This is a genomic window from Arsenophonus sp. aPb (assembly GCF_029873475.1).
Classification (GTDB): Bacteria; Pseudomonadota; Gammaproteobacteria; order Enterobacterales; family Enterobacteriaceae; genus Arsenophonus.
Map to the genome: position 1 here is coordinate 3,070,798 of NZ_CP123499.1, position 20,722 is coordinate 3,091,519.

At 34.9% G+C, this 20,722-nt stretch carries 11 protein-coding genes, 1 tRNA gene and 1 pseudogene; 2 read left to right on the plus strand and 11 right to left on the minus strand.

Annotated elements, in window-relative coordinates; translation table 11 throughout:
- Positions 1-362: 362 nt before the first annotated feature.
- The 7 genes and pseudogenes from QE177_RS13880 to QE177_RS13910 form a co-directional block, all read right to left on the minus strand.
- Positions 363-1,373, minus strand: a complete 1,011-nt coding sequence (locus tag QE177_RS13880; RefSeq protein ID WP_280550520.1) for a peptide ABC transporter ATP-binding protein — start codon at positions 1,371-1,373, stop codon at positions 363-365.
- A pseudogene (gene dppD, locus QE177_RS13885) lies at positions 1,370-2,340 on the minus strand (dipeptide ABC transporter ATP-binding protein). Before dppD ends, QE177_RS13880 begins: the two are co-directional and overlap by 4 nt.
- A 12-nt stretch (positions 2,341-2,352) precedes the next feature.
- Positions 2,353-3,255, minus strand: a complete 903-nt coding sequence (gene dppC / locus QE177_RS13890; RefSeq protein ID WP_280550521.1) for a dipeptide ABC transporter permease DppC — start codon at positions 3,253-3,255, stop codon at positions 2,353-2,355.
- 11 nt (positions 3,256-3,266) lie between these two features.
- Positions 3,267-4,286, minus strand: a complete 1,020-nt coding sequence (gene dppB / locus QE177_RS13895) for a dipeptide ABC transporter permease DppB (protein ID WP_280550522.1) — start codon at positions 4,284-4,286, stop codon at positions 3,267-3,269.
- Between the two features lie 142 nt (positions 4,287-4,428).
- Positions 4,429-6,039, minus strand: coding sequence for a dipeptide ABC transporter periplasmic-binding protein DppA (dppA, locus tag QE177_RS13900; protein ID WP_280550523.1), 1,611 nt, complete (start codon positions 6,037-6,039; stop codon positions 4,429-4,431).
- 433 nt (positions 6,040-6,472) lie between these two features.
- Positions 6,473-8,116: a ShlB/FhaC/HecB family hemolysin secretion/activation protein gene (locus QE177_RS13905; RefSeq protein ID WP_280550524.1), complete on the minus strand. Its 1,644-nt coding sequence runs from the start codon at positions 8,114-8,116 to the stop codon at positions 6,473-6,475.
- A 299-nt stretch (positions 8,117-8,415) separates the two neighbouring features.
- Positions 8,416-8,492, minus strand: a tRNA-Pro gene (locus tag QE177_RS13910).
- Positions 8,493-8,837: 345 nt separating this feature from the next.
- Between QE177_RS13910 and QE177_RS13915 the strand changes: the two genes are divergently transcribed.
- A complete protein-coding gene (locus QE177_RS13915) occupies positions 8,838-9,173 on the plus strand; it encodes a hypothetical protein (RefSeq protein WP_280550525.1) in 336 nt (111 codons plus the stop codon).
- 270 nt (positions 9,174-9,443) lie between these two features.
- Positions 9,444-10,193 (plus strand): hypothetical protein, encoded by a 750-nt coding sequence (locus QE177_RS13920; RefSeq protein WP_280550526.1) that lies wholly within the window; start codon positions 9,444-9,446, stop codon positions 10,191-10,193.
- 201 nt (positions 10,194-10,394) lie between these two features.
- Here QE177_RS13920 and glyS read toward each other — a convergent pair whose 3' ends face one another.
- From glyS to QE177_RS13940, 4 genes are all read right to left on the minus strand, one after another.
- On the minus strand, positions 10,395-12,464 hold the full coding sequence (gene glyS, locus QE177_RS13925; RefSeq protein WP_280552294.1) for a glycine--tRNA ligase subunit beta: 2,070 nt from the start codon (positions 12,462-12,464) through the stop codon (positions 10,395-10,397).
- A 9-nt stretch (positions 12,465-12,473) separates the two neighbouring features.
- A complete protein-coding gene (gene glyQ / locus QE177_RS13930; protein ID WP_280550527.1) occupies positions 12,474-13,385 on the minus strand; it encodes a glycine--tRNA ligase subunit alpha in 912 nt (303 codons plus the stop codon).
- 281 nt (positions 13,386-13,666) lie between these two features.
- Positions 13,667-15,268: a M10 family metallopeptidase C-terminal domain-containing protein gene (locus tag QE177_RS13935; protein WP_280550528.1), complete on the minus strand. Its 1,602-nt coding sequence runs from the start codon at positions 15,266-15,268 to the stop codon at positions 13,667-13,669.
- 67 nt (positions 15,269-15,335) lie between these two features.
- Positions 15,336-20,162, minus strand: a complete 4,827-nt coding sequence (locus QE177_RS13940) for a hypothetical protein (RefSeq protein ID WP_280550529.1) — start codon at positions 20,160-20,162, stop codon at positions 15,336-15,338.
- Positions 20,163-20,722 lie beyond the last annotated feature (560 nt).

Here is a 20,722-nt window from a genome sequence, read left to right on the forward strand (position 1 = left end):
TCATCTTAAATAAACATTAGGTAGTGTGTCAAATAAAATAAAAAAACATAAAAATAATTATTAATGGAATTATTATAATAATAAATACATTAATTATAATTAATATAAAATTCAATAATAAGAGTAGTTTTTAAATATTCTTATTATTTATAGTTATAATCAAATCAGTATTATAAAATATCATGTCGGTTATAAATAATTTTTGCTAATTTATTTTTTCTGTAGAGAGTTAGTGGATTAGTTAATTAATTTAAGCTAAATATTGCCCTATATCTGATAATCACAAGCGTGTTAGCTTAATAATAAAAAGTGATAATAATATTAAAAAATATTATTATCACTTCAATTAAGAAATATAGCAATTAGTCGTGAGTGTCCGCTAAATTATTGATTAAAACGGCAGCAAAACAAGCAACCTGTTGACCATGGTAATTACTTAACATTGGCCGTGAGTGGCTACAGTGTGTAAAAGCATGTCGACACCTGGCTGCAAATGCACAACCTGGTGGTGGATCAATTGGACTCGGTAATTCACCAGTTAATTTAATCCGTTCACGACGTAAATCAGGCTTAAGTCGAGGAGTGGCCGATAATAGCGCTTGAGTGTAAGGATGACGTGGACAGTTAAAAATTTGTTCTTTAGTGCCTTTTTCAACACAACGGCCTAAATACATTACCATCACCTCATCAGCGATATGCTCAACCACCGATAAATCATGAGAAATAAAAACATACGACAAACCAAAATCCTGCTGTAAATCCATCATTAAATTCAATACCTGCGCCCGCACAGAGACATCCAGTGCTGATACAGGTTCATCCGCAATCACAATATCCGGCTCAAGCATCAATCCACGCGCAATAGCAATACGCTGCCTTTGGCCACCAGAAAACATATGAGGATAACGGTGTAAATGCTCTGCCTTCAACCCTACTTTTGCCATCATATGCAATATCTTTTCTTTACGCTCCATCGCAGAGAGGGGGGTATTAATTAATAAAGGTTCTTCCAGGATTTGAGCAATTTTTTTACGTGGATTTAACGATGCATAAGGATTTTGAAAAACCATTTGGATCTTTTGCCGCTGCAACTTGTGTGCCGTTTTATCTTTTACTAATAGATTCTGTCCTTGATAGTAAAGTTCACCAGCAGTAGGCGTTTCTATCATCGTTAATAGCCTTCCTAGCGTCGATTTACCACATCCCGATTCGCCGACTATCGCTAATGTTTTACCTTTTTGCAGCTCAAATGAAACGCCATCCAGGGCTTTTACTGTTCTATCCGCTGAAAATAAACCACCTTTAACTGGATAATATTTTTTCAGCTCCGTTGCCTTTAATAAGGGAGTTATTGATGGGTTGAGTTTATTCATATTGTTGGCCTCCCGTTATCATCCAGTGGAGCATGACATTTTACTTGCCTATCAGCGATAATATTCAATAGTGGCTCCTCAGTTCGACATTTTTCACCGACATAAGGACAACGAGGATTAAGTAAACAGCCAACCGGACGATCATATTTCCCCGGAACAACACCCGGTAGCGAAGCTAAGCGCTGTTTATTGAGCGCAAATTCGGGCATAGTGATTGGGTATAGGGGTGACGAGGTGCCGTAAAAATATCACTGGCTTTACCCGATTCCACCACCTGCCCAGCATACATGACAATAATGTGATCAGCCGCTTGTGCCACTAAGGCTAAATCATGGGTAATCAGTACTAAAGCCATATTTTCTTGTTGCTGCAAGCTTAACAACAGTTCCATAATTTGTGCCTGAATAGTGACATCGAGTGCGGTTGTTGGCTCATCCGCAATCAATAATTTAGGGCGACAAGCCAGTGCCATCGCGATCATAACACGCTGGCTCATACCACCTGATAACTGATGCGGGTAGATGTCAAATCGTGATTTTGGTTCAGGAATGCCCACCATGGTTAATAAATCAATCGCCCGCTGATAACGCACAAGACGGCTACCCGCTTGATGAATTTTTAGCACTTCCATAATCTGATAACCAACCGTAAAACAAGGATTAAGGCTGGTCATCGGATCCTGAAAAATCATCGCCACTTCAGCACCAATTAATTGACAGCGCTCTTTTTCTGTCATGTTTAATAGATCATGGCCAGCAAAAGTTAACTTATCGGCGAACACATGGCCTGGCTTATCAATCAGCCCCATAATAGCCAATGAACTGACTGACTTACCTGAACCTGATTCACCGACGATACCAACCACCTCTCCGGCTTTTACCTGATAACTAATCTGATCAACCGCACGAAAAGGGGCACTTTGCTCACCAAAATGCACCGAAAGGTTTTTTATCTCTAATAATGCCATTAGATCACCTCATTATTGCTTGAGTTTAGGATCGAAGGCATCGCGCAAACCGTCGCCCATCAAATTAAATGCCAATACTGTCAGCAAAATGGCTAAACCAGGAAATGTTACAACCCACCATGCACTTTGCGTAAACTGTAAAACATCCGATAACATCGTACCCCATTCCGGAGTTGGTGGTTGAGCGCCCATACCGAGAAACCCTAACGCCGCCATATCCAAAATAGCATTGGAAAAACCCAAAGAAGCCTGCACAATTAAAGGCGCAAAACAATTAGGTAGAATATTAATAAACATTTGACGTAATGCACTAGCACCAACCACTTGAGATGCTGTTACATATTCCCGATTGATTTCCAATAATACGGCCGCTCGCGTTAATCGCACATAGTGTGGTAAAGCCACAAAAGCCAATGCCAATGAAGCATTGACAATAGAAGGACCAAAAACCGCTACTAACACTAATGCTAGTAATAAACTGGGCAAAGCCAACATAATATCAACAACCCGCATGATGGCAATATCAACCAAGCCACCAATATAACCGGCAAATAAGCCAAGTGAGACGCCCATAATTAGGGAAAGAATGACGACTAAACCACCAACTAATAACGATAAGCGTGCACCATGCATCAACCTTGATAACAGATCTCTCCCTACATCATCAGTCCCTAAAATAAATTGCCAATTGCCGCCTTCTTGCCAAACCGGTGGCGTTAATAAAAATTGTCGAAATTGTTCATTAGGTGAATGAGGAGCAAGTAAGTCAGCCAATAAAGCCATAACGACCATGAGAATAATATATCCCATGCCAATAACTGCCCCTTTATTACAACTAAAGTAATGCCAAAACTCTTTTAACGGTGTCAATGGCTCCGGCACCGTGTCTATTTGTTGTTCAAATGGTTGAGACATGGTTGCCTTCCTTATTTTTTATGCCGAATTCGTGGATCAACGATGCCATATAACAAGTCAATCAACAGATTCACTAATATTATCAAGGTTGCGATCAGTAAAACTCCACCCTGGACCACTGGATAATCACGACGTTGCAACCCTTCAATTAACCAACGCCCTAAACCTGGCCAAGAAAAGATTGTTTCCGTCAAGATCGCCCCAGCTAATAATGTACCTACCTGCAAACCAATCACTGTCACAACCGGCAACAAAGCATTACGCAACGCGTGGATCAAAATAACGCGACTTCGGCTCAACCCTTTTGCCCGCGCGGTTCTAATATAATCTTCACCCAGCACTTCCAGCATTGAAGAGCGTGTCATACGCACTATTACCGCTAAGGGTATGGTGCCTAAGACAATAGCGGGCAAGATTAAATGCTCTAGCGCATCGATAAAATTGCCCGTTTCTCCCCACAGCAAGGTATCAATTAACATAAACCCTGTTAGTGGATAGCTATCATCCAGAAAAACGCTGTCACTCACTCGGCCTGAAACAGGCGTTAGATCCCAGTGTACAGAAACCAGCATAATGAGCATGATCCCCCACCAAAAAATAGGCATCGAATAGCCGGTTAACGACACCCCAATGGCGGTATGATCGAAAACAGAACCACGCTTAACAGCAGCTAATACGCCGATTGGTATCCCCACAGCAATAGCAAATATCATGGCACAGATACCCAATTCTAAAGTTGCCATAAATCGTGGCCAAAATTCTTGCCAAACAGGCAAACGACTTTTTAAGGAAATACCCAAATCGCCTCGCAACACATCATAAATATAATTTAAATATTGTTGCCATAACGGTTGATCCAACCCTAATTGTGAGATCATCTGTGCATGACGCTCAGGACTTAAACCGCGTTCACCTGCCATAATCGTAACGGGATCACCTGGGATCATATGGATAAACGCAAAAGTCAGTATGGTAATACCGATAAACGTAGGGATCACAATACCCAAACGCCGAAATATAAATTGCCACATTCGATGATTTCTCTGTTAAATGTTGACTAATATACTTAAGTTGTTTGATTTGATTCGATTGACAAACTAGTAAAACCAATGATTACTCTATCAGTAAACCCGATAGAGTAATTAATTAACAATCAACTCAGTACAATAAAATTTATTGTTTAATATCAACAACTTCAAAGTGATGTTTGCCTAGCGGATCAACCACAAAACCGGTCACTTCTTTACGAATAGGCTTATATACTGTTGAGTGAGCGATAATCAAAGCAGGGACTTGCTCATGCATAACAGCCTGAGCCTGCCGATACAATTCAATACGTTTATTATGATCGAATGTCACACGCGCTGGCTGAATGACAGCCTCAAAATCTTTATTACACCATTTGGAGTAATTGATACTTTGTGCTTTGGCTGCACAGCTAAATAAGGTAGCGAAAAAGTTATCGGGATCACCATTATCCCCCGTCCAACCGATCATTACCGTTTGAGGTTCTCCATTCTTGGCACGTTTAAGGTATTCACCCCATTCATAACTAACGATGTTGGCTTTAATCCCCACTTTTGCCCAATCAGCTTGGATCATCTCTGCCATGCGCCTGGCATTAGGGTTATAAGGTCGCTGTACTGGCATTGCCCAAATATCGATAATAGAACCTTCCGCAACACCTGCTTCTTTAAGTAACGCTTTTGCCTTCTGTGGATCATACGGGTGATCGTTAATTACCTGGTTATATCCCCACATTGTTGATGGAATAAGCGTTTTCGCTTTCTGGCCTGCTCCTTGGTAAACCGCCTCAATAATGGCATCTTTATTAACGGCCATTGTCAATGCCTGGCGGACTTTTACATTATCTAATGGCTTTTTCTCAGTGTTAAAGGCCAGATAGCCAACATTAAGACCCGGTTGTTCCATTAATACGATTTGTTTATTTTGCCTAATACGTTCAAGATCAGCTGGATTTGGGAATGCCATAACCTGGCATTCATTTTTCTGTAACTTGGCATAGCGTACTGCAGCATCTGGTGTAATGGAGAAAACTAAACGATCAATTTTAGGTTTAACTCCCCAATAATCACGATTAGCCTTATAAAGAATGCGTGAATCTTTTTGATATTGAATTAATTGAAATGGCCCGGTACCAATCGGATCAAGATCAACCTGTTCTGGCTTACCTTTTTTCATCATCTGTTCGGCATATTCGGCAGATAAAATAGAAGCAAAATCCATTGCCATATCAGCTAAAAAGGGTGCCTCAGGACGAGTAAGCGTGAAACGCACGGTATGGTCATCAACCTTTTCTATCTTATCGATGATTTTATCCATATCCATACCAATAAAATATTCATAGCTACCACCAGAAACTTTATGATACGGATGAGTTGCATCTTTTTGCCGCATAAAAGTATAAATGACATCATCTGCATTAAATTGGCGGCTTGGTTTGAAGTTTTTGCTAGTGTGCCATTTGACACCTTTGCGCAAATAGAAAGTATAGACTTTTCCATCATCACTCACTTGCCAGCGTTCAGCTAATGCCGGCTTTATCTCTGTTGTACCCAATTTAAACTCTACCAGTCGATTATAAAGTGGGATAGAGCTGGCATCATAAGTTGTTCCTGATGCAAATAATTGTGGATTAAACCCTTCAGGTGAGCCTTCTGAGCAATAAACCAAAGTTTTTGCCTGTACATTAGTAGAAATAATTAATATAATCAAACTTATACTAATAGATAAAACCCCTGATTTTTTCATAAAAAATTTCATATAATGCTTCCCATGTTGTCACTTTATTATATTTTTTGAGCTATTTACTAAATAGTGCCTTTGATATTGTAATTTAGTTATATTTTCATCAACGACCATAAACAATAAATCAACAGTTGCCGCTTACGTCAATACTTTTATTGCTGTTTTTTTAAACAAGCAAGAAACGAAGATAAAACCCATAATTCACAAATATAGGACAAAACAATAATTAATTTGCAATTTATTAGTGATAAATTCTAAATAAGCTAGCTTAAATAGGGATTAACAACTATTTTCATCTACACGCCTGATTGTGTAATAAATAATCAATTATTGATTGATTTTTGCAATATTTGCCATAAAATCATAAATTCATTACTGACAATCAAACATAAAAATAGAAAATTAATATCAGGCAGGTATCCACTCAAGGTGGATACCTGATTAGTGATTAATAACTAAAAGTGAGGCGAAAACCCGAAACCATATGATCGTGTTTACTTTCTGACGAATTTAATAGTGGGAAACCAACGAAAGCCGAGTAGCTTAATTGTTTATAACTGCCTTTTAGTCCTATTGATGTACCAACCAAATACTGATCACGCCAAAAACGCGCTCGATCTTCAGAAACAGAACCATAATCCAATGTCGCGTAGAGCACATGACTCGGCAACGGCGTATACCAACTAAGTTCATTCTTAATCAGCAAACTATGGGAGCCAGATAAAGTATTAGTTAGCATTGCGCCACGCACACGGCTGCTGTCACCGATGCTTTTAGCCTCTAATAAGCTATCCAGTCGCGAACGACTTAACTGCATAGCGGCTGTTGCCTCATAAAGAAAAATTTGTTTACTAATTTGCCAGGGTTGATTAATAGCAACTGAAAAATTAAAAATTTGCGGTCTTTTTAAATCCGTTGCCGGCGAAGGCATGGCACCAAACCAATTAGCACCTTGCTTATATTCCATTGCCAGATTGAGTTCACCACGCGGTAAATATCGCTGATGCTTCAGACCAATATTCCAATAAGTTGCTCTGCGCTTATGACTAATAATTTCAATGCTACCAAAGTAGCCATTATTGGTCGCAATGCTAGTGCCAAAATTCAAGTAAGTCTTACTATCATAACGTCGCTTAATCAAGTATTGAACTTGCGCAGTTAATGATTTAGAACGACTGCTTTTGTACAAATTGCCGACCGATGTTTTGATACCATCGGCAGAATATTGATCTTGATAATTACCTGATAAAATAAACTGCCAGTTCCGAAAAGGTAGTGAGTAAAAGAATGTCCCAATTTTAACCCCACGACTATGGTCGGTATCTAAATCACGACTAATATAAAAATAGAAAAAATCATTTAATAGTGTAGGGTTATCAAACATTAACACATTATCAATCATTAAATTGGCATGATCTTTAAGACCATTATTATCAACAGAAAGTCGGCCGCGTATAGCCCGTTTTTTCTGCCTATTAATGGTTAAGATACTACTATTTGCTGTATTAGGATCATCATCAACGGTAATTTTGGGTTGGGTTGAAGGCGAATTCTGTAAATTTTCTAATCCTTGCTCAATGTCGCGAAGATTAAGAATGGTTGCTTGTGGAAAGGCAGTACACAGAGAATAGTGACTTTTACCTGTATCAGCGTAACGAATATCAGAAATAAGACCCGGGATCAGTTCAATGCGTAAAATGCCATAGATGAAACTTTGTTCTGGCAGCGAAATTTTCGTCGTTACATAGCCAGAATCAATAAACATTTGATTCACTTTGGTGAGAAAAATTTTTATCCCCTCATCGCCTAAACATTGACCAATAATATTATCTGCTAAAGAAGATAATTTTTTCTGCAATGATGTAGCAAATAATTCCTGGCCATTAAAAAACACAAATTTGATATTCAAGCAAGGAAATTCAACGGGATAAATTTGATTTTTATTAATATGTTGTAAGTTAATTGGAATAGCTACCGGTTGCTGGTGTGTGATCTCTTGCTTTGCCTGTTGTAAAGATGATTTGCCAGCATCAACTTGCGCATAACCATGACCATAAATAGCCACTAATAAGAAAAATAAATACTTTTTCATCAGCATTCCTTTGCTATGAATTAAAAAAGTGAATTCCTTTCACTAATAGATAACAAAAAGATAAAATTAAATTTTTTATAAAAATAAATATATCAAAATTAGCAACTATTTTATTCTTTATTAAACAAAAGACCAGAAGAGGAAAATTAATTATCACACTTATTGAATAAATTCAGAAAAAATACATTAAGGCTTTATCTCTAATGTATTTTTCTGCTAACAGGTTAAATTATAAAATAAGTAGCATGATTAATAAGACAGAAATGAAAAAGCCCTGCTTTTAGCAGGGCTAGGAAATTTGGTCGGCGAGAGAGGATTCGAACCTCCGACCCACTGGTCCCAAACCAGTTGCGCTACCAGGCTGCGCTACTCGCCGAAAACGGTGTGCATCTTACTGCGACATGATAAAGTCGTCAATAATTTTTTAGTTAATATTTCATTATCGATATGATTAAAAAACAAACAATTTACTTTTTGATAAAAACGTAAATAACAAAAGATTTATTTTGACAATAATATAATTAATACTAATATAAGACAATTATTTATTATAATTTATATCAATGCGTATTCTTGAATAATATTAATACCATATTAAATATATTATAAATTCTATATAAAATAATAAGTTTTAAAAAAATTAATTGTCTTTTTAAAAAAGTTAAAATAAATTAACCGGAAATTTATAGATAGCAAATTATTTATTTTATAAGGATATAGCATGCGTTTATCAAAAAACAATAACCCTAAATTATCTTTATCAGCTCTAATAATATCAATATCATTTTCTGGCAATATATTTGCGTCTGAATTATCGAGGATTAATAATAACTCCACATCATTAAAACAACCTACTGAAATTGTCAGCTCTGACGGAAAAATTAATTTAAATTCTTCAGATAATTCGTTAACAATTAATATCTTGCCCGCAGTTTCTCAGGGACAGTTTAAAATCTCTCATAATAAATATGAGAAATTTAATGTGAGTGAAAATGGCATAAAAATTAATAATGCCACTGACAATCCTGCTAACCTTATTATTACTGAAGTAATTTAAGCAGAAAAATCCAACATTAATGGTAATATTGCTATTTTAGGGAATAATAAGCCTCAGTTAATTATTGCTAATCCTAATGGCATTAATTGTAGTAATCACTGTAGTTTTACTAATGCCGATCGTGTCAGCTTAGTTACTTACCCAATTGAGAATAAGATTCCCTCGAATCACTTAACTGATAATATAAGAGGAAAACACATTCATTTTAAAAATATCAAGCAAGGAAAATTTACCGATGCTAAAACAATACAATTATTGGCAAGATCGGTTATGCTAGAATCAAGCCATTTAAATGTCAATGATATTACTATCGCAGTTCATGATACGCATATTATCAGCAATATTTTTACTACTATAAATAATATTAATGCGACCAAATTTATTAATATTACTGACGATATCTTGCAAAATATAATCCTAGCTAAAAATGCCAATTTAACCATTGATAGTCATTCAGCAATAAATAGCAAACATAGTCATTATAAAATAAAAAATGGTATATTTAATAATGCAGGTACACTTTTCAGTAATAAAAATAGTCATTATGAAATAACCAATGGAGAGTTCTATAATAACGGTACTATAAATAATACTGAAATATTAGTCATTACTGGAGTCAATACAACTATTGATAATCAAGCAAAAATAAAAAGTAAAAATAGCCATTTTCTTATCAGAGATGGAAAATTTAACAATAATGGTACAATCCAAAATACAGAAATAGCCGAAATATTTGCCGATAACTCTGATATTAATAATCAATCTAAAATAGAAAGCAAAATTGGACTTTATGAAATAAAAGATGGGACATTTTATAATAGTGGAATCATCGATCATAACAAAAAAGTTACCATAAAGGGAAATAACGCATATATTGTCAATCAGTTTATATTAACTTCACCAAAATACGATTTAACAAAACTAATATCTAGTAAATTTATTGACTTTAGCTTTGTATTACCTCATAAACGAAACACTAATAGCAATGTTGAACTCGATCTTTCTAAAAATATAATGTGATAAATCTCTTTATTTTACTAATTAATATAAAAATATCATTAGTCATGATAAAAATTTATTTATAAATTTTAATAATAAAACGCTTTAAAACAGTCATATTATTAATGATATGACTGTTTTATTTTCTAGCAAATACATAGATTAATTATAAATAAAAATCCCTTGAAGATTAATTCAAGGGATTTTTAATTAGTAAGTAAATTACTGTAATAACGAGATATCGGCTACCTGTAAAAACAGATCACGCAACTGACTCAGTAAGGTCAAACGATTGATCCTGACTATTTGATCGGCATCCATCACCATTACATTATCAAAGAAAGCATCAATAACCTCGCGCAGTGAAGCCAGTTCGATTAATGCGCTCTGGTATTGTCCATCAGCAAATAATGGAGACAATTTATCTTTTAAAACAACCAGATGTGCCGCTAAGGTGACCTCTTCGGGTACTTTTAACACGCTAGCGGCAACATTATCATTCAATTTCTCATCTGACTTAGTCAGAATATTGGCAACCCGTTTATTAACCGCTGCCAGTGCTTCTGCCGCTTCCAAAGTCCGAAAATGGGTAACGGCTTTCACACGAGCATCAAAATCAGCCGGTTTAGTTGGCCGGCGTGCCAAAACAGCCTGGATAGTATCAATGCGGTATCCTTGCTCTTGATACCAGGCGCGAAAACGGCCCAACATAAAATCGACCACATCATCGATAACATTTTTATTGGTTAGTTTATTACCATACAGCTGAGCCGTCTGCTGCGTTAACGCTAATAAATCTAGATCGTAACCCTTTTCAACAATAATACGTAACACGCCAAGCGCTGCACGACGTAATGCAAAGGGATCTTTATCGCCTTTAGGCGGTTGGCCAATGCCAAAAATACCTACCAAAGTATCCATTTTATCGGCTAGTGCCAATGCAACCGCAACAGGATTAGTAGGTAATTGGTCACCAGCAAAACGAGGTTGATATTGCTCTTTGATTGCTAGCGCTACATCTTCAGCCTCACCATCCCGACGAGCATAATGCATCCCCATAACACCTTGTGTGTCGGTAAATTCGAACACCATATTGGTCATCAAATCACATTTGGACAACAAACCAGCACGAGTAGCATGATTAACATCGGCACCAATTTTAGCTGCGATCCAGCCGGCTAACACTTCTAAACGATCGGTTTTATCGCGCAATGTACCCAGCTGTTTTTGAAATAAAACTGTTTCTAATCGAGGTAAATGTTCTTCTAAACGCTTTTTGCAATCGGTTTTAAAGAAAAATTCAGCATCTGCCAGGCGTGGACGGATCACCTTTTCATTACCGGCAACGATTTGCTGGGGCTCAGAAGATTCAATATTGGCGACAAAAATAAAATTGGCCATCAAATTGCCAATCTGATCATAAACGGGAAAGTATTTTTGATCGCTTTTCATCGTATGGACTAAAGCTTCCGCAGGTACGGACAAAAATTTCTGTTCAAATTTTGCGTTTAATACAACTGGCCATTCAACCAAGGATGTTACTTCTTCTAGTAAACTATCAGACAATTCAGCAATACCACCTAATTGCTGTGCTACCTTATTTGCCTGATGCTTGATTAAAGCCTTACGCTCTGCATAATCAGCAATAACTTTACCACGTTCACGTAAGATCGCCGGGTATTGTTCAGCTGAATCAATAGTCAGTTCAGCTTCACCCATAAACCGATGGCCACGGATCACGCGACCACTTTGAACACCCAATACTTCACCTTCGAGCAGTTGATCACCTAATAACATGATTAAGGTATGAACTGGACGGACAAATTGGGTTTCCTTATCTCCCCAACGCATTAGTTTCGGGATCGGTAACTGGCTCAGTGCGTTAGCTACCATATCGACTAGCAAAGCTTGTGCCGCACGGCCTTTGCTAGTTGCGCGATAAAATAACCACTCCCCTTTATCAGTGAGCAAACGTTCTGCCTGCTCAACGCTAATTCCACAACCTCGCGCCCAACCTTCAGCGGCCTTAGTGGGCTTACCGCTAGCATCAAAAGCCTGACTAATTGCTGGGCCACGCTTCTCAACTTCACGATCAGCTTGATAGGCGGCCAAGTCGGTTACTTTTAATGCTAAACGGCGAGGGGAAGCATACCAAAGCACTTCACCATGCGGCAGCTCAGCCTGCGCTAATTGATGTTTAAAATTTGCCGCAAATGATTCAGCTAACGAACGAAGAGCCTTCGGCGGTAACTCTTCTGTGCCGATTTCCACCAGGAAAGTCTGTTGCATAATGACAGCCCCTTAGTTCTTATTTTTACAGATTGGAAAACCCAGTGCTTCGCGAGCAGCATAATAAGCGGCTGCAACCCCTTTAGTTAAGGTGCGAATACGTAAAATGTAACGTTGCCGTTCAGTAACTGAAATCGCTTTACGGGCATCTAATAAATTAAACGTATGGGCAGCTTTTAAAATACGCTCATAAGCGGGTAAAGGCAGTGGCGTTTCTAACGACAACAAATATTGTGCTTCTTTTTCATACTCTTCAAAACATTTGAATAGGAAATCAACATTAGCATATTCAAAATTATAAGCCGACTGCTCAACTTCATTTTGAAGATAAATATCACCATAGGTTGTTTTTCCTAACGGGCCATTAGACCAAATTAGATCATACACACTGTCAACGCCTTGAATATACATAGCCAAGCGCTCAAGACCGTAGGTGATCTCTCCGGTAACGGGTTTGCACTCTAAACCACCGACTTGCTGAAAATAGGTAAACTGGGTGACTTCCATCCCATTTAGCCAAACTTCCCAACCAAGTCCCCAGGCTCCTAAAGTTGGATTTTCCCAGTTATCTTCAACAAAGCGAATATCATGGATTGTAGGATCTAACCCCAATGCTTGTAATGAACCAAGATATAGCTCTTGAATATTATCTGGTGAGGGTTTAATAATGACTTGAAATTGATAATAGTGCTGAAGACGATTAGGATTTTCACCATAACGTCCATCAGTTGGCCGACGAGAGGGTTGCACATAAGCGGCAGCAATCGGCTCCGGGCCTAGTGCTCGCAAGCAAGTTATCGGATGCGACGTCCCGGCACCAACTTCCATATCCAATGGTTGAACAATGGTGCAGCCTTGACGCGCCCAGTAATCCTGTAATGTTAGGATCAATCCCTGAAAGGTTTTGGTATCGAACTTTTGCATGTTTAGATTCGCGCGATAAATAGATTGTGATTTTAAAAAAGGGGTTCAGTATACCCTTTGGCGAACAGATATGCAGCATCGATTACACATTGATGTTGTTTTACGCAAAAAACAGCTTGATCAGTGTTCAGTAATTTTAAATTAGTTGATGAATCAATCCCATCACTAGTTAACTATTTACATTAAAAATTAATTCAACAGTTAACCGCCAAAAGATATTTTCAATTTGGCTTATTATAATACGTTTGTTCTACCATGTTCTTATGACCGAGCAAGGCTATTTATACAATAAAATCACTGGCCACTACAGCTTCAGCTGCGACTTTAATGACAAAATCTGGCTCTAAATTATCATCAGCATTGATACTAACATAGTGAAAATGGTCTTTATCATTATAAGAGATGACGGTTTCGCCAGGAACACCGCGAAATTTTTCCACAAAATGAATAAAATTTTTGTCTTTGCGGGCAATATTATGACGGGCATCAATCGCCGACAAATCAATTTTATCTTTATTTGTGCGAAAATCCATTATCATATCAGGTGATGTAGGTAATGATTCTGCAAAAGTAGTATAAACAAAAACGTTAGAAGTCGGTGTTTCATTTTCTGAGGAAGGAGAAAGTAATTTATTGAGATTAGTGGCTGTTATTATCAGTTCAGGTTGTTGAGGTTTTTGATATGGGAGAGTAAAAAAAGTATAAGAAAGAATCGCGGCTATACTTTTAGTTAATGCGGATAGTTCTATATTACTTTCACCCCAAAGTGTATCTTGCCCCAAACCACCATAAATAATATCACTACCTGCTCCACCTTTAATAATATTATTAGATGCATTGCCAATAATAATATCATTTCCTCGACCCCCAATCGCATTTTCAATAATGACTCCTCTTGCTATTGATATATTTCCTTTTAAACCACCCACATCAGAAAATGAACCAGAATTTAAATTAATACATTGCTCTTGAAAATAACCCGAGAAGTCAAGGGTATCGTTGCCACTTGTATCCCATATTGAGAAAATAGCAACTTCATTATTAGCTTTTATTGAATAATAACTTTTATCGGCATTGGCATTGAATCCATAGATCGTATCTCCTTTTCTAGCTTGCATGTTAGCGCCATATAACTGCTGTATAGCGTATATATCATCTATCAGTGGGGTATAAGGATAAGCACCGAGAAAATCAGCATTAGTATATTTTTCAGTCCAATTACTCATCACCGTATATTGGCGAGTATCTTCAAGGTAACGAGCCTCTTTCCAATAACTTAACCTCTCTTTCCATTGCAAATAGTTGGGTGAATAAATATCAGAAACGATATTAGTAAAATTTCCAGGATGAGATAAACCGAGCGCATGGCCAATTTGATGTACTAGTACCATTTGACCATAATTGCCCTTTTCAGGTTGTAATATTTCATTATGTTTATATAAGTCAAAAACACAAGGTATGCTCTTTAAATGCATATCTTGCTTTGATAAATAAGAAATTTGCCCATTTGGTTTGTGCAAAGAAATCCTAAAGCAAATATCACTAGGGGTATCTTTAGATGCCATAGTGAATTTAATATTAGCAACATCAGACCAGACATCTAAAGCTTCGCCAAACCAGCGTAGTTGTTCAGTTGGCACGGAGCTAATTTCATAATTACCGTTATAACCTCCAAATGAATAGGTTATTTCAACCTTTTCAAATAGTAAACTAGTGGTATTATCCGCTATTTTAGGATTCAATATCTCTTCACTTGCTGCATAGAAATCATAAGATTGTTTATTATTTCTTTTTATCTCATGTCCTCTTTTTTGAGAATTAAGTTGTTCCATTACTTTTTTAGAATATGATGAAAAAGTTTTAGTTAGATAATTTTCAATCATAATTACCTCTAATAGATATTAAAAATAAAAAAGATATAAACGATGTATCAATTAAAATAATTCAATATTATTTTAACGAATCATCTTCTAAGGCTTTATTTATAGATTCAACTGCTAATAGATTTGAGCTAAGAAATTTATCTATTATTGTGTATGAATGTTTATTAAATGAAATAAGGCTTATCATAAATTCAGCAAATTGCGCTGAATCGGTAACTTCTGTAGAATCAAGTATCTTTTTTAGTCTTCCAAAAATATCATTAAATTCCTTACCATTAAATCCATAATATTCAGGATGTGAAGATAAAAAATCATCTAAGTCCATCTTTTTCAAAATTAATTTTGCCATATCAAGAACAAGATGCGCTGTTACATCATTTAATCCAAACTTACTATCATATTTTCTATCTATTAATTTATCTGAATTTTCAAATAATAGTATTAATTGTTGCCAAAACTGGCTATTTGCCAGATTTTGTTGCATGGCTAACTTTAAATCATCATCACTAAGATAAACATCAGCTTCGTATACTTTAGGTGTCGGTGCTGATTCATGATTGTTTTTAACAAAACCCTGTTGGATAGAATAGGCATGCGTGATAACAATTTTATCTAATTTATGTGCTATCACTTGACCGGAGGGAATTGAACCGAATAAACCTAAGCCCGATTGTAATTCAATGGTTTCTACTTCTTGCCATTTTTTAAGGCCATATATTTTTATTGCTAAGCCTGCAATAATATTACTTAAATCGAAATCATCCATATAATTTATAATTGAAGGTCTTCCCTGCGGTTTAATAAATAATTTATTGCCCTCCAAGTTGAAAACTGAATTCTGACCTAATAGCGTTTTTTGCCGCATTCTTTGTAAATTAATTGTACCAGTAACAATATTTGTATAGTTAAATCTACCACTCGCAACGTGGGCAAATTGATCTACAGAAACAATATCATGCAACTGCTTTGTCGCTAAACCTATGTGATCACCTTGACTAATAACAAATTTGCCTTCGCCTAAGCTTATCATCATACTTTTTAAACTGTAATCCGAGTTATAAAAAAATACCAATCGACCTGCTGGCAATGCCGATAATTGTGTAACATTATCTATATTTTTTATATTTGTTAGCAAGCTACTAATACTCGTTTTATTATTGTCTGCCGTTAAAATTGCTCGCAAATCTTCTTGAAAGACGGCTGTTTGTTCAAATGTTAACTCTTGAGCATCGCCTAAAATTCGAGTCATAAACTCAGGTAACTCTGATTCAATTGGTTCTTTTTTTAAGGCTTCCTGAGCAATGTCTTTAATCGTGTTTTGGGGTAATGCGCTGCCATATGGCTGGGCTGCATATACCTTTAATTTACCTAATTCTGGAGCATATCGCTCTATCATATCACTGACAAAGTTACCAATCTGTTCTGCCATAATCATGCTATTACTATTATTGAGATAAGCGGCTAATTTACTATTGCCGCTACCAGTAAATAGGCCATTTCCTAAACTTACCAGCATATGAGCCAATTTTCCCTCTTCAGTATAAAAAAATAAGATTTCTCCAGCTTTAGCTTGTATTAATTCATTCATGCTTCTAATTTGCCGATAACTACGCAATATACGCATCGATGGATCAAAGATATTCTTAGCATTTGAATTTCGCGCTATTGTTGATAATCCACGTATTAATGGCTCCTTATATTGTTCATCTATTTTATGAGAACGATATAATACATCGCTAATATACTCCCAATTATTTTTATAGGTTTTATTATTAAGTTCAATTGCATGAACGACATTGAGAAGTGGATTTTTATTAATTGTATAATTAATTGTAGGATTAATATCAGTCTTTGCTGTTAGTTCTTTTATATACCAATCCGGTGAGTTTAATGTTTTACTGCCGTCAATAATGTCAATAGCAGATTGATTGAAATATAATCTAAAATTTGCTACAGCCATTTGCTCACCAGCAAAATCTCTATATTTAATTAATTTTTTAGGAAAAGCCTCACGATATCTTTTTTCCCACATGGAGTCCTCTAAAATAAGTGGGCCATCTAAGGGTGAGCTGTCATTATTTTTAAAGCGATGAGCAGTCAAGTCAAAAACATATTCCTTATTGTCTTTTTTACCAACAACAGTCAAATGATTCATAGGGCTTTCATCTTGTGCATTATTCCAAATAGATACTCCTCGATATCTAATATCTGTCATGTCATGATCGCGCATATATTTGGCAATAGCAGTTATTGATGAATCATCTTCTGTAATTGGATCATCAATCTTTTTAGCAATAGCGGGATTCGAATGTAATTCAGTTAAATACTTTTCTGCCGGAATAGCCACGGTCAGATTATTTGGGTTGAATTTTTCTTCAATTTTTAATAAAACGCGATTTTCGTTTTTCTCTGGTGACAAAGTAATCTTCATATCAAAATGATCTTTTTGAAAATCTTGAATTAGCTTTACCATCTCTGCTTGTTCATAATTAATTACTCTTCTTTTAAATTTATATTGTGAATACAATTTAACGGCTTTCGTTAAGGATTTATCCATAACCTCTGAAATAGCAACACCCATAAGTTCAGCAACAATATTCTGTATCCCTTGGTTTAGATAATTTTTATATTCCTCTTCCTGATCACTAATTGATGCTTTTAGAAATGAAGGTGTTGCAGCCAAAAGACTTCCGTATATCATTCCGGTTAAATTGCCCATTAATAATGAAAAAAAAGAATAAAGGACTGTTATATGTTCTAAGCGACTAAATAGTTCAAAAAGTAACGCTTCAGTGTGTGATTTGATTAATATATCCGCTTTTTTTATATTAAAATCGATAATAGATTCAAATGTAAAAGAGTAGTCTGTATTTTCTCTTTTTAATTTAAGATCTAAAGGATTAATCTCACTGTAATTATCAAAATGGAATTTTATCCATGATTGTAATTTTTCACTTGTAGAAATCGCGCGCTTAAAATCACGAAATGAGGGATAATGAAGGCATTCACCGGTAAAAATAGATATCACGGCAATAGGTGTGTTTTGCGGATTAATGCTGTTAACCGTTTTATCAATGCCAGTAACAGGTCCGCGATCTTTATCAGGAGAGATTAACAGTGCCGGACTACCTTCCATTAAATAGTATATAACATTCTTTTTACCGTAAGTGGTTAATACATGCTCTAAATAGTCATAAAACTGCTTTTTTATCTCATTATTTTTTTTAATTTTTTCCATTTCAGCAATATAACTATTTTGAATATCCGCAGAATTTATTTTATTGATAAGTTCTTTTGTATATTGATCTGGGTATAACGAGCCTAGTACTTTATCTAATTTATAATTTAGGTTTTCCGATGACCACTTACGCTCACGGCCTAATAAAACATCCCGCACAGTGTACATTTTTTCGACAGCAGGATAAAAGTGCTTTTGAGCACTTTCTATTTCTGGGTTATATGATTCAGATTTATAGCGGAACGTTACCAAATCATTTAAAGAAGTATTAATAACATTATAAATTTTGCTTTGTTGCGCTAAATATATGGATAAATAATTTTCCAAATGTGGTATTTTTTCTAGTAACTTATCTTTTTCGTCTTTTAATAAATCAATATTTTTTAGCATATTAATTTGATTCTTTAAATTTATTGCTTCCTCATTCAAATAATTAATTAGTACTGGACTAAATTCTGTTGGGAATTTTATATTAATATTCTTTTTATTCATCAAAGGTGAGTTGATTTCTTCAATATGTCTGGTTAAATATTCAAAAATATTAAAAGTATCAGATATAATGCTATCATTATCATCCGTATAATTATATATTATCTCTGTCTTAACAATATCTTCTATTGTTAAATCACCAAAAGCATGTTGATCAGTCTCATATATAGAATATATTAGCCATAATGCATAAACACTAATAACTTCAATTGGTAAATCATGTTTATCACTATTTTGATTAAAGCGATATTTTTCATTAAATAACCGAGTAACAATATTTATTTTGTGAATATTTATTAGCAGTTCCCTTTGATCATTAATATCAATTTTATTAAAATAAGAATTGACTACTTCTTGATAAATTTTATTTAACTCAAATCTAATAGGTGTAGAAGATAAAATATTAAGCTTATTGTTAATATCATTTTCCACAGTTTTTAAAAATTGATTTTCAACTAACAAATGTGAAGAATCTATTGATATAAGAAAATTATCTAACTTTTTGATTAATGATTCTTTTTGGTTATTAATATTTTCTTCGCTTTCATTATCATTTATATCAATAAATGATAAAATAATATTCGAAATTTCATATATTTTACCCTTTATACTAGATAGAGGCTCTGAGTTTATTTGATGGCCCATATTATATATTTGATTTATCGTTGTCGATTCTTGTGCTAAAATTAAAATTCTAGAATAGATCGCCATATCATACTCATGTGCTTGTATCTCTTTTTTTAATAAATTATTAACATTAATTTGGTCTTCTAATGCTGAAGCTAATATTTTATCATTCGATATTTTTTTTCTTAATTTATAAATTAGTGTGTTTAATTCAATATATTCATTAGTATTTTTTATATCGATTTGCTTATTAATATTATTTATTATTTTTATAATTAAATTTATTAGCTTATCAACTTTAATTGAGTTATGGTACTCTGGTAAACCTGCCTGCCTAATTTCTCTCTCTTTAATAATGTTATGATTTATTACCGAATCAAGACTATTAGCATTAGCATTTTTTTCAGCAAAATTACCTGCCGCTGGCTGTAGGTTAGTCACTATGTTTTCGTCATTATTTTTTAACAGTCTGTTTTTATTACTAGCTTTATCATCAACTGAAATATAATTATGATTAAAAACATTAGCCGATACTTTCATTAATCTTTACCTTAAAAATTACATAAATTACAATAGATTTCTTATTATATATTCTTTTAAATATTTTTGTTGTTTTTTTGTTAAAAAATAATGTTAGTAAATAACTAGTTAAAAAATAAATAAAAATAGAATAATAAATGAATAGCCATGATAATGACTAAATTAGAGTCAGTAAAAAATAATCTTTAATACAATAAACTAAGGCAATTTCAATTCAAGAAAATAATGTAATAAGATTGTTTTAATATAAAAAATACTATTTCAAGCCAAAAAGTTAAAGCTATTAGTTATTCAATTTATTAATTACATCCCTATGTGCTGCTTGCTAATTTTTATTATTCACATCATTGAATAACAAAAATCGCTAATATAGCCATTATTATATTTAATCTAACTAGCAAATAAGCTGCCATTTTATGCAAGAAGAGGGCAAAAGAATCAATGTTTATTTCACTCTATTACAAATAAACTCATACCATGTTTTATTGTTATTAATACTTAACAGGGGCAAATTCAACTTCACTAACTCATTTCTCAAAAAACACTCGCTTCCATACGTT

What these genes read in the sequence shown, in the direction of transcription:
- QE177_RS13880 (WP_280550520.1), bottom strand. Translation starts at nt 1,373, where the DNA reads ATGAATAAACTCAACCCATCAATAACTCCCTTATTAAAGGCAACGGAG.
- dppC (WP_280550521.1), bottom strand. Translation starts at nt 3,255, where the DNA reads ATGTCTCAACCATTTGAACAACAAATAGACACGGTGCCGGAGCCATTG.
- dppB (WP_280550522.1), bottom strand. Translation starts at nt 4,286, where the DNA reads ATGTGGCAATTTATATTTCGGCGTTTGGGTATTGTGATCCCTACGTTT.
- dppA (WP_280550523.1), bottom strand. Translation starts at nt 6,039, where the DNA reads ATGAAATTTTTTATGAAAAAATCAGGGGTTTTATCTATTAGTATAAGT.
- QE177_RS13905 (WP_280550524.1), bottom strand. Translation starts at nt 8,116, where the DNA reads ATGAAAAAGTATTTATTTTTCTTATTAGTGGCTATTTATGGTCATGGT.
- QE177_RS13915 (WP_280550525.1), top strand. Translation starts at nt 8,838, where the DNA reads ATGCGTTTATCAAAAAACAATAACCCTAAATTATCTTTATCAGCTCTA.
- QE177_RS13920 (WP_280550526.1), top strand. Translation starts at nt 9,444, where the DNA reads ATGCTAGAATCAAGCCATTTAAATGTCAATGATATTACTATCGCAGTT.
- glyQ (WP_280550527.1), bottom strand. Translation starts at nt 13,385, where the DNA reads ATGCAAAAGTTCGATACCAAAACCTTTCAGGGATTGATCCTAACATTA.
- QE177_RS13935 (WP_280550528.1), bottom strand. Translation starts at nt 15,268, where the DNA reads ATGATTGAAAATTATCTAACTAAAACTTTTTCATCATATTCTAAAAAA.
- QE177_RS13940 (WP_280550529.1), bottom strand. Translation starts at nt 20,162, where the DNA reads ATGAAAGTATCGGCTAATGTTTTTAATCATAATTATATTTCAGTTGAT.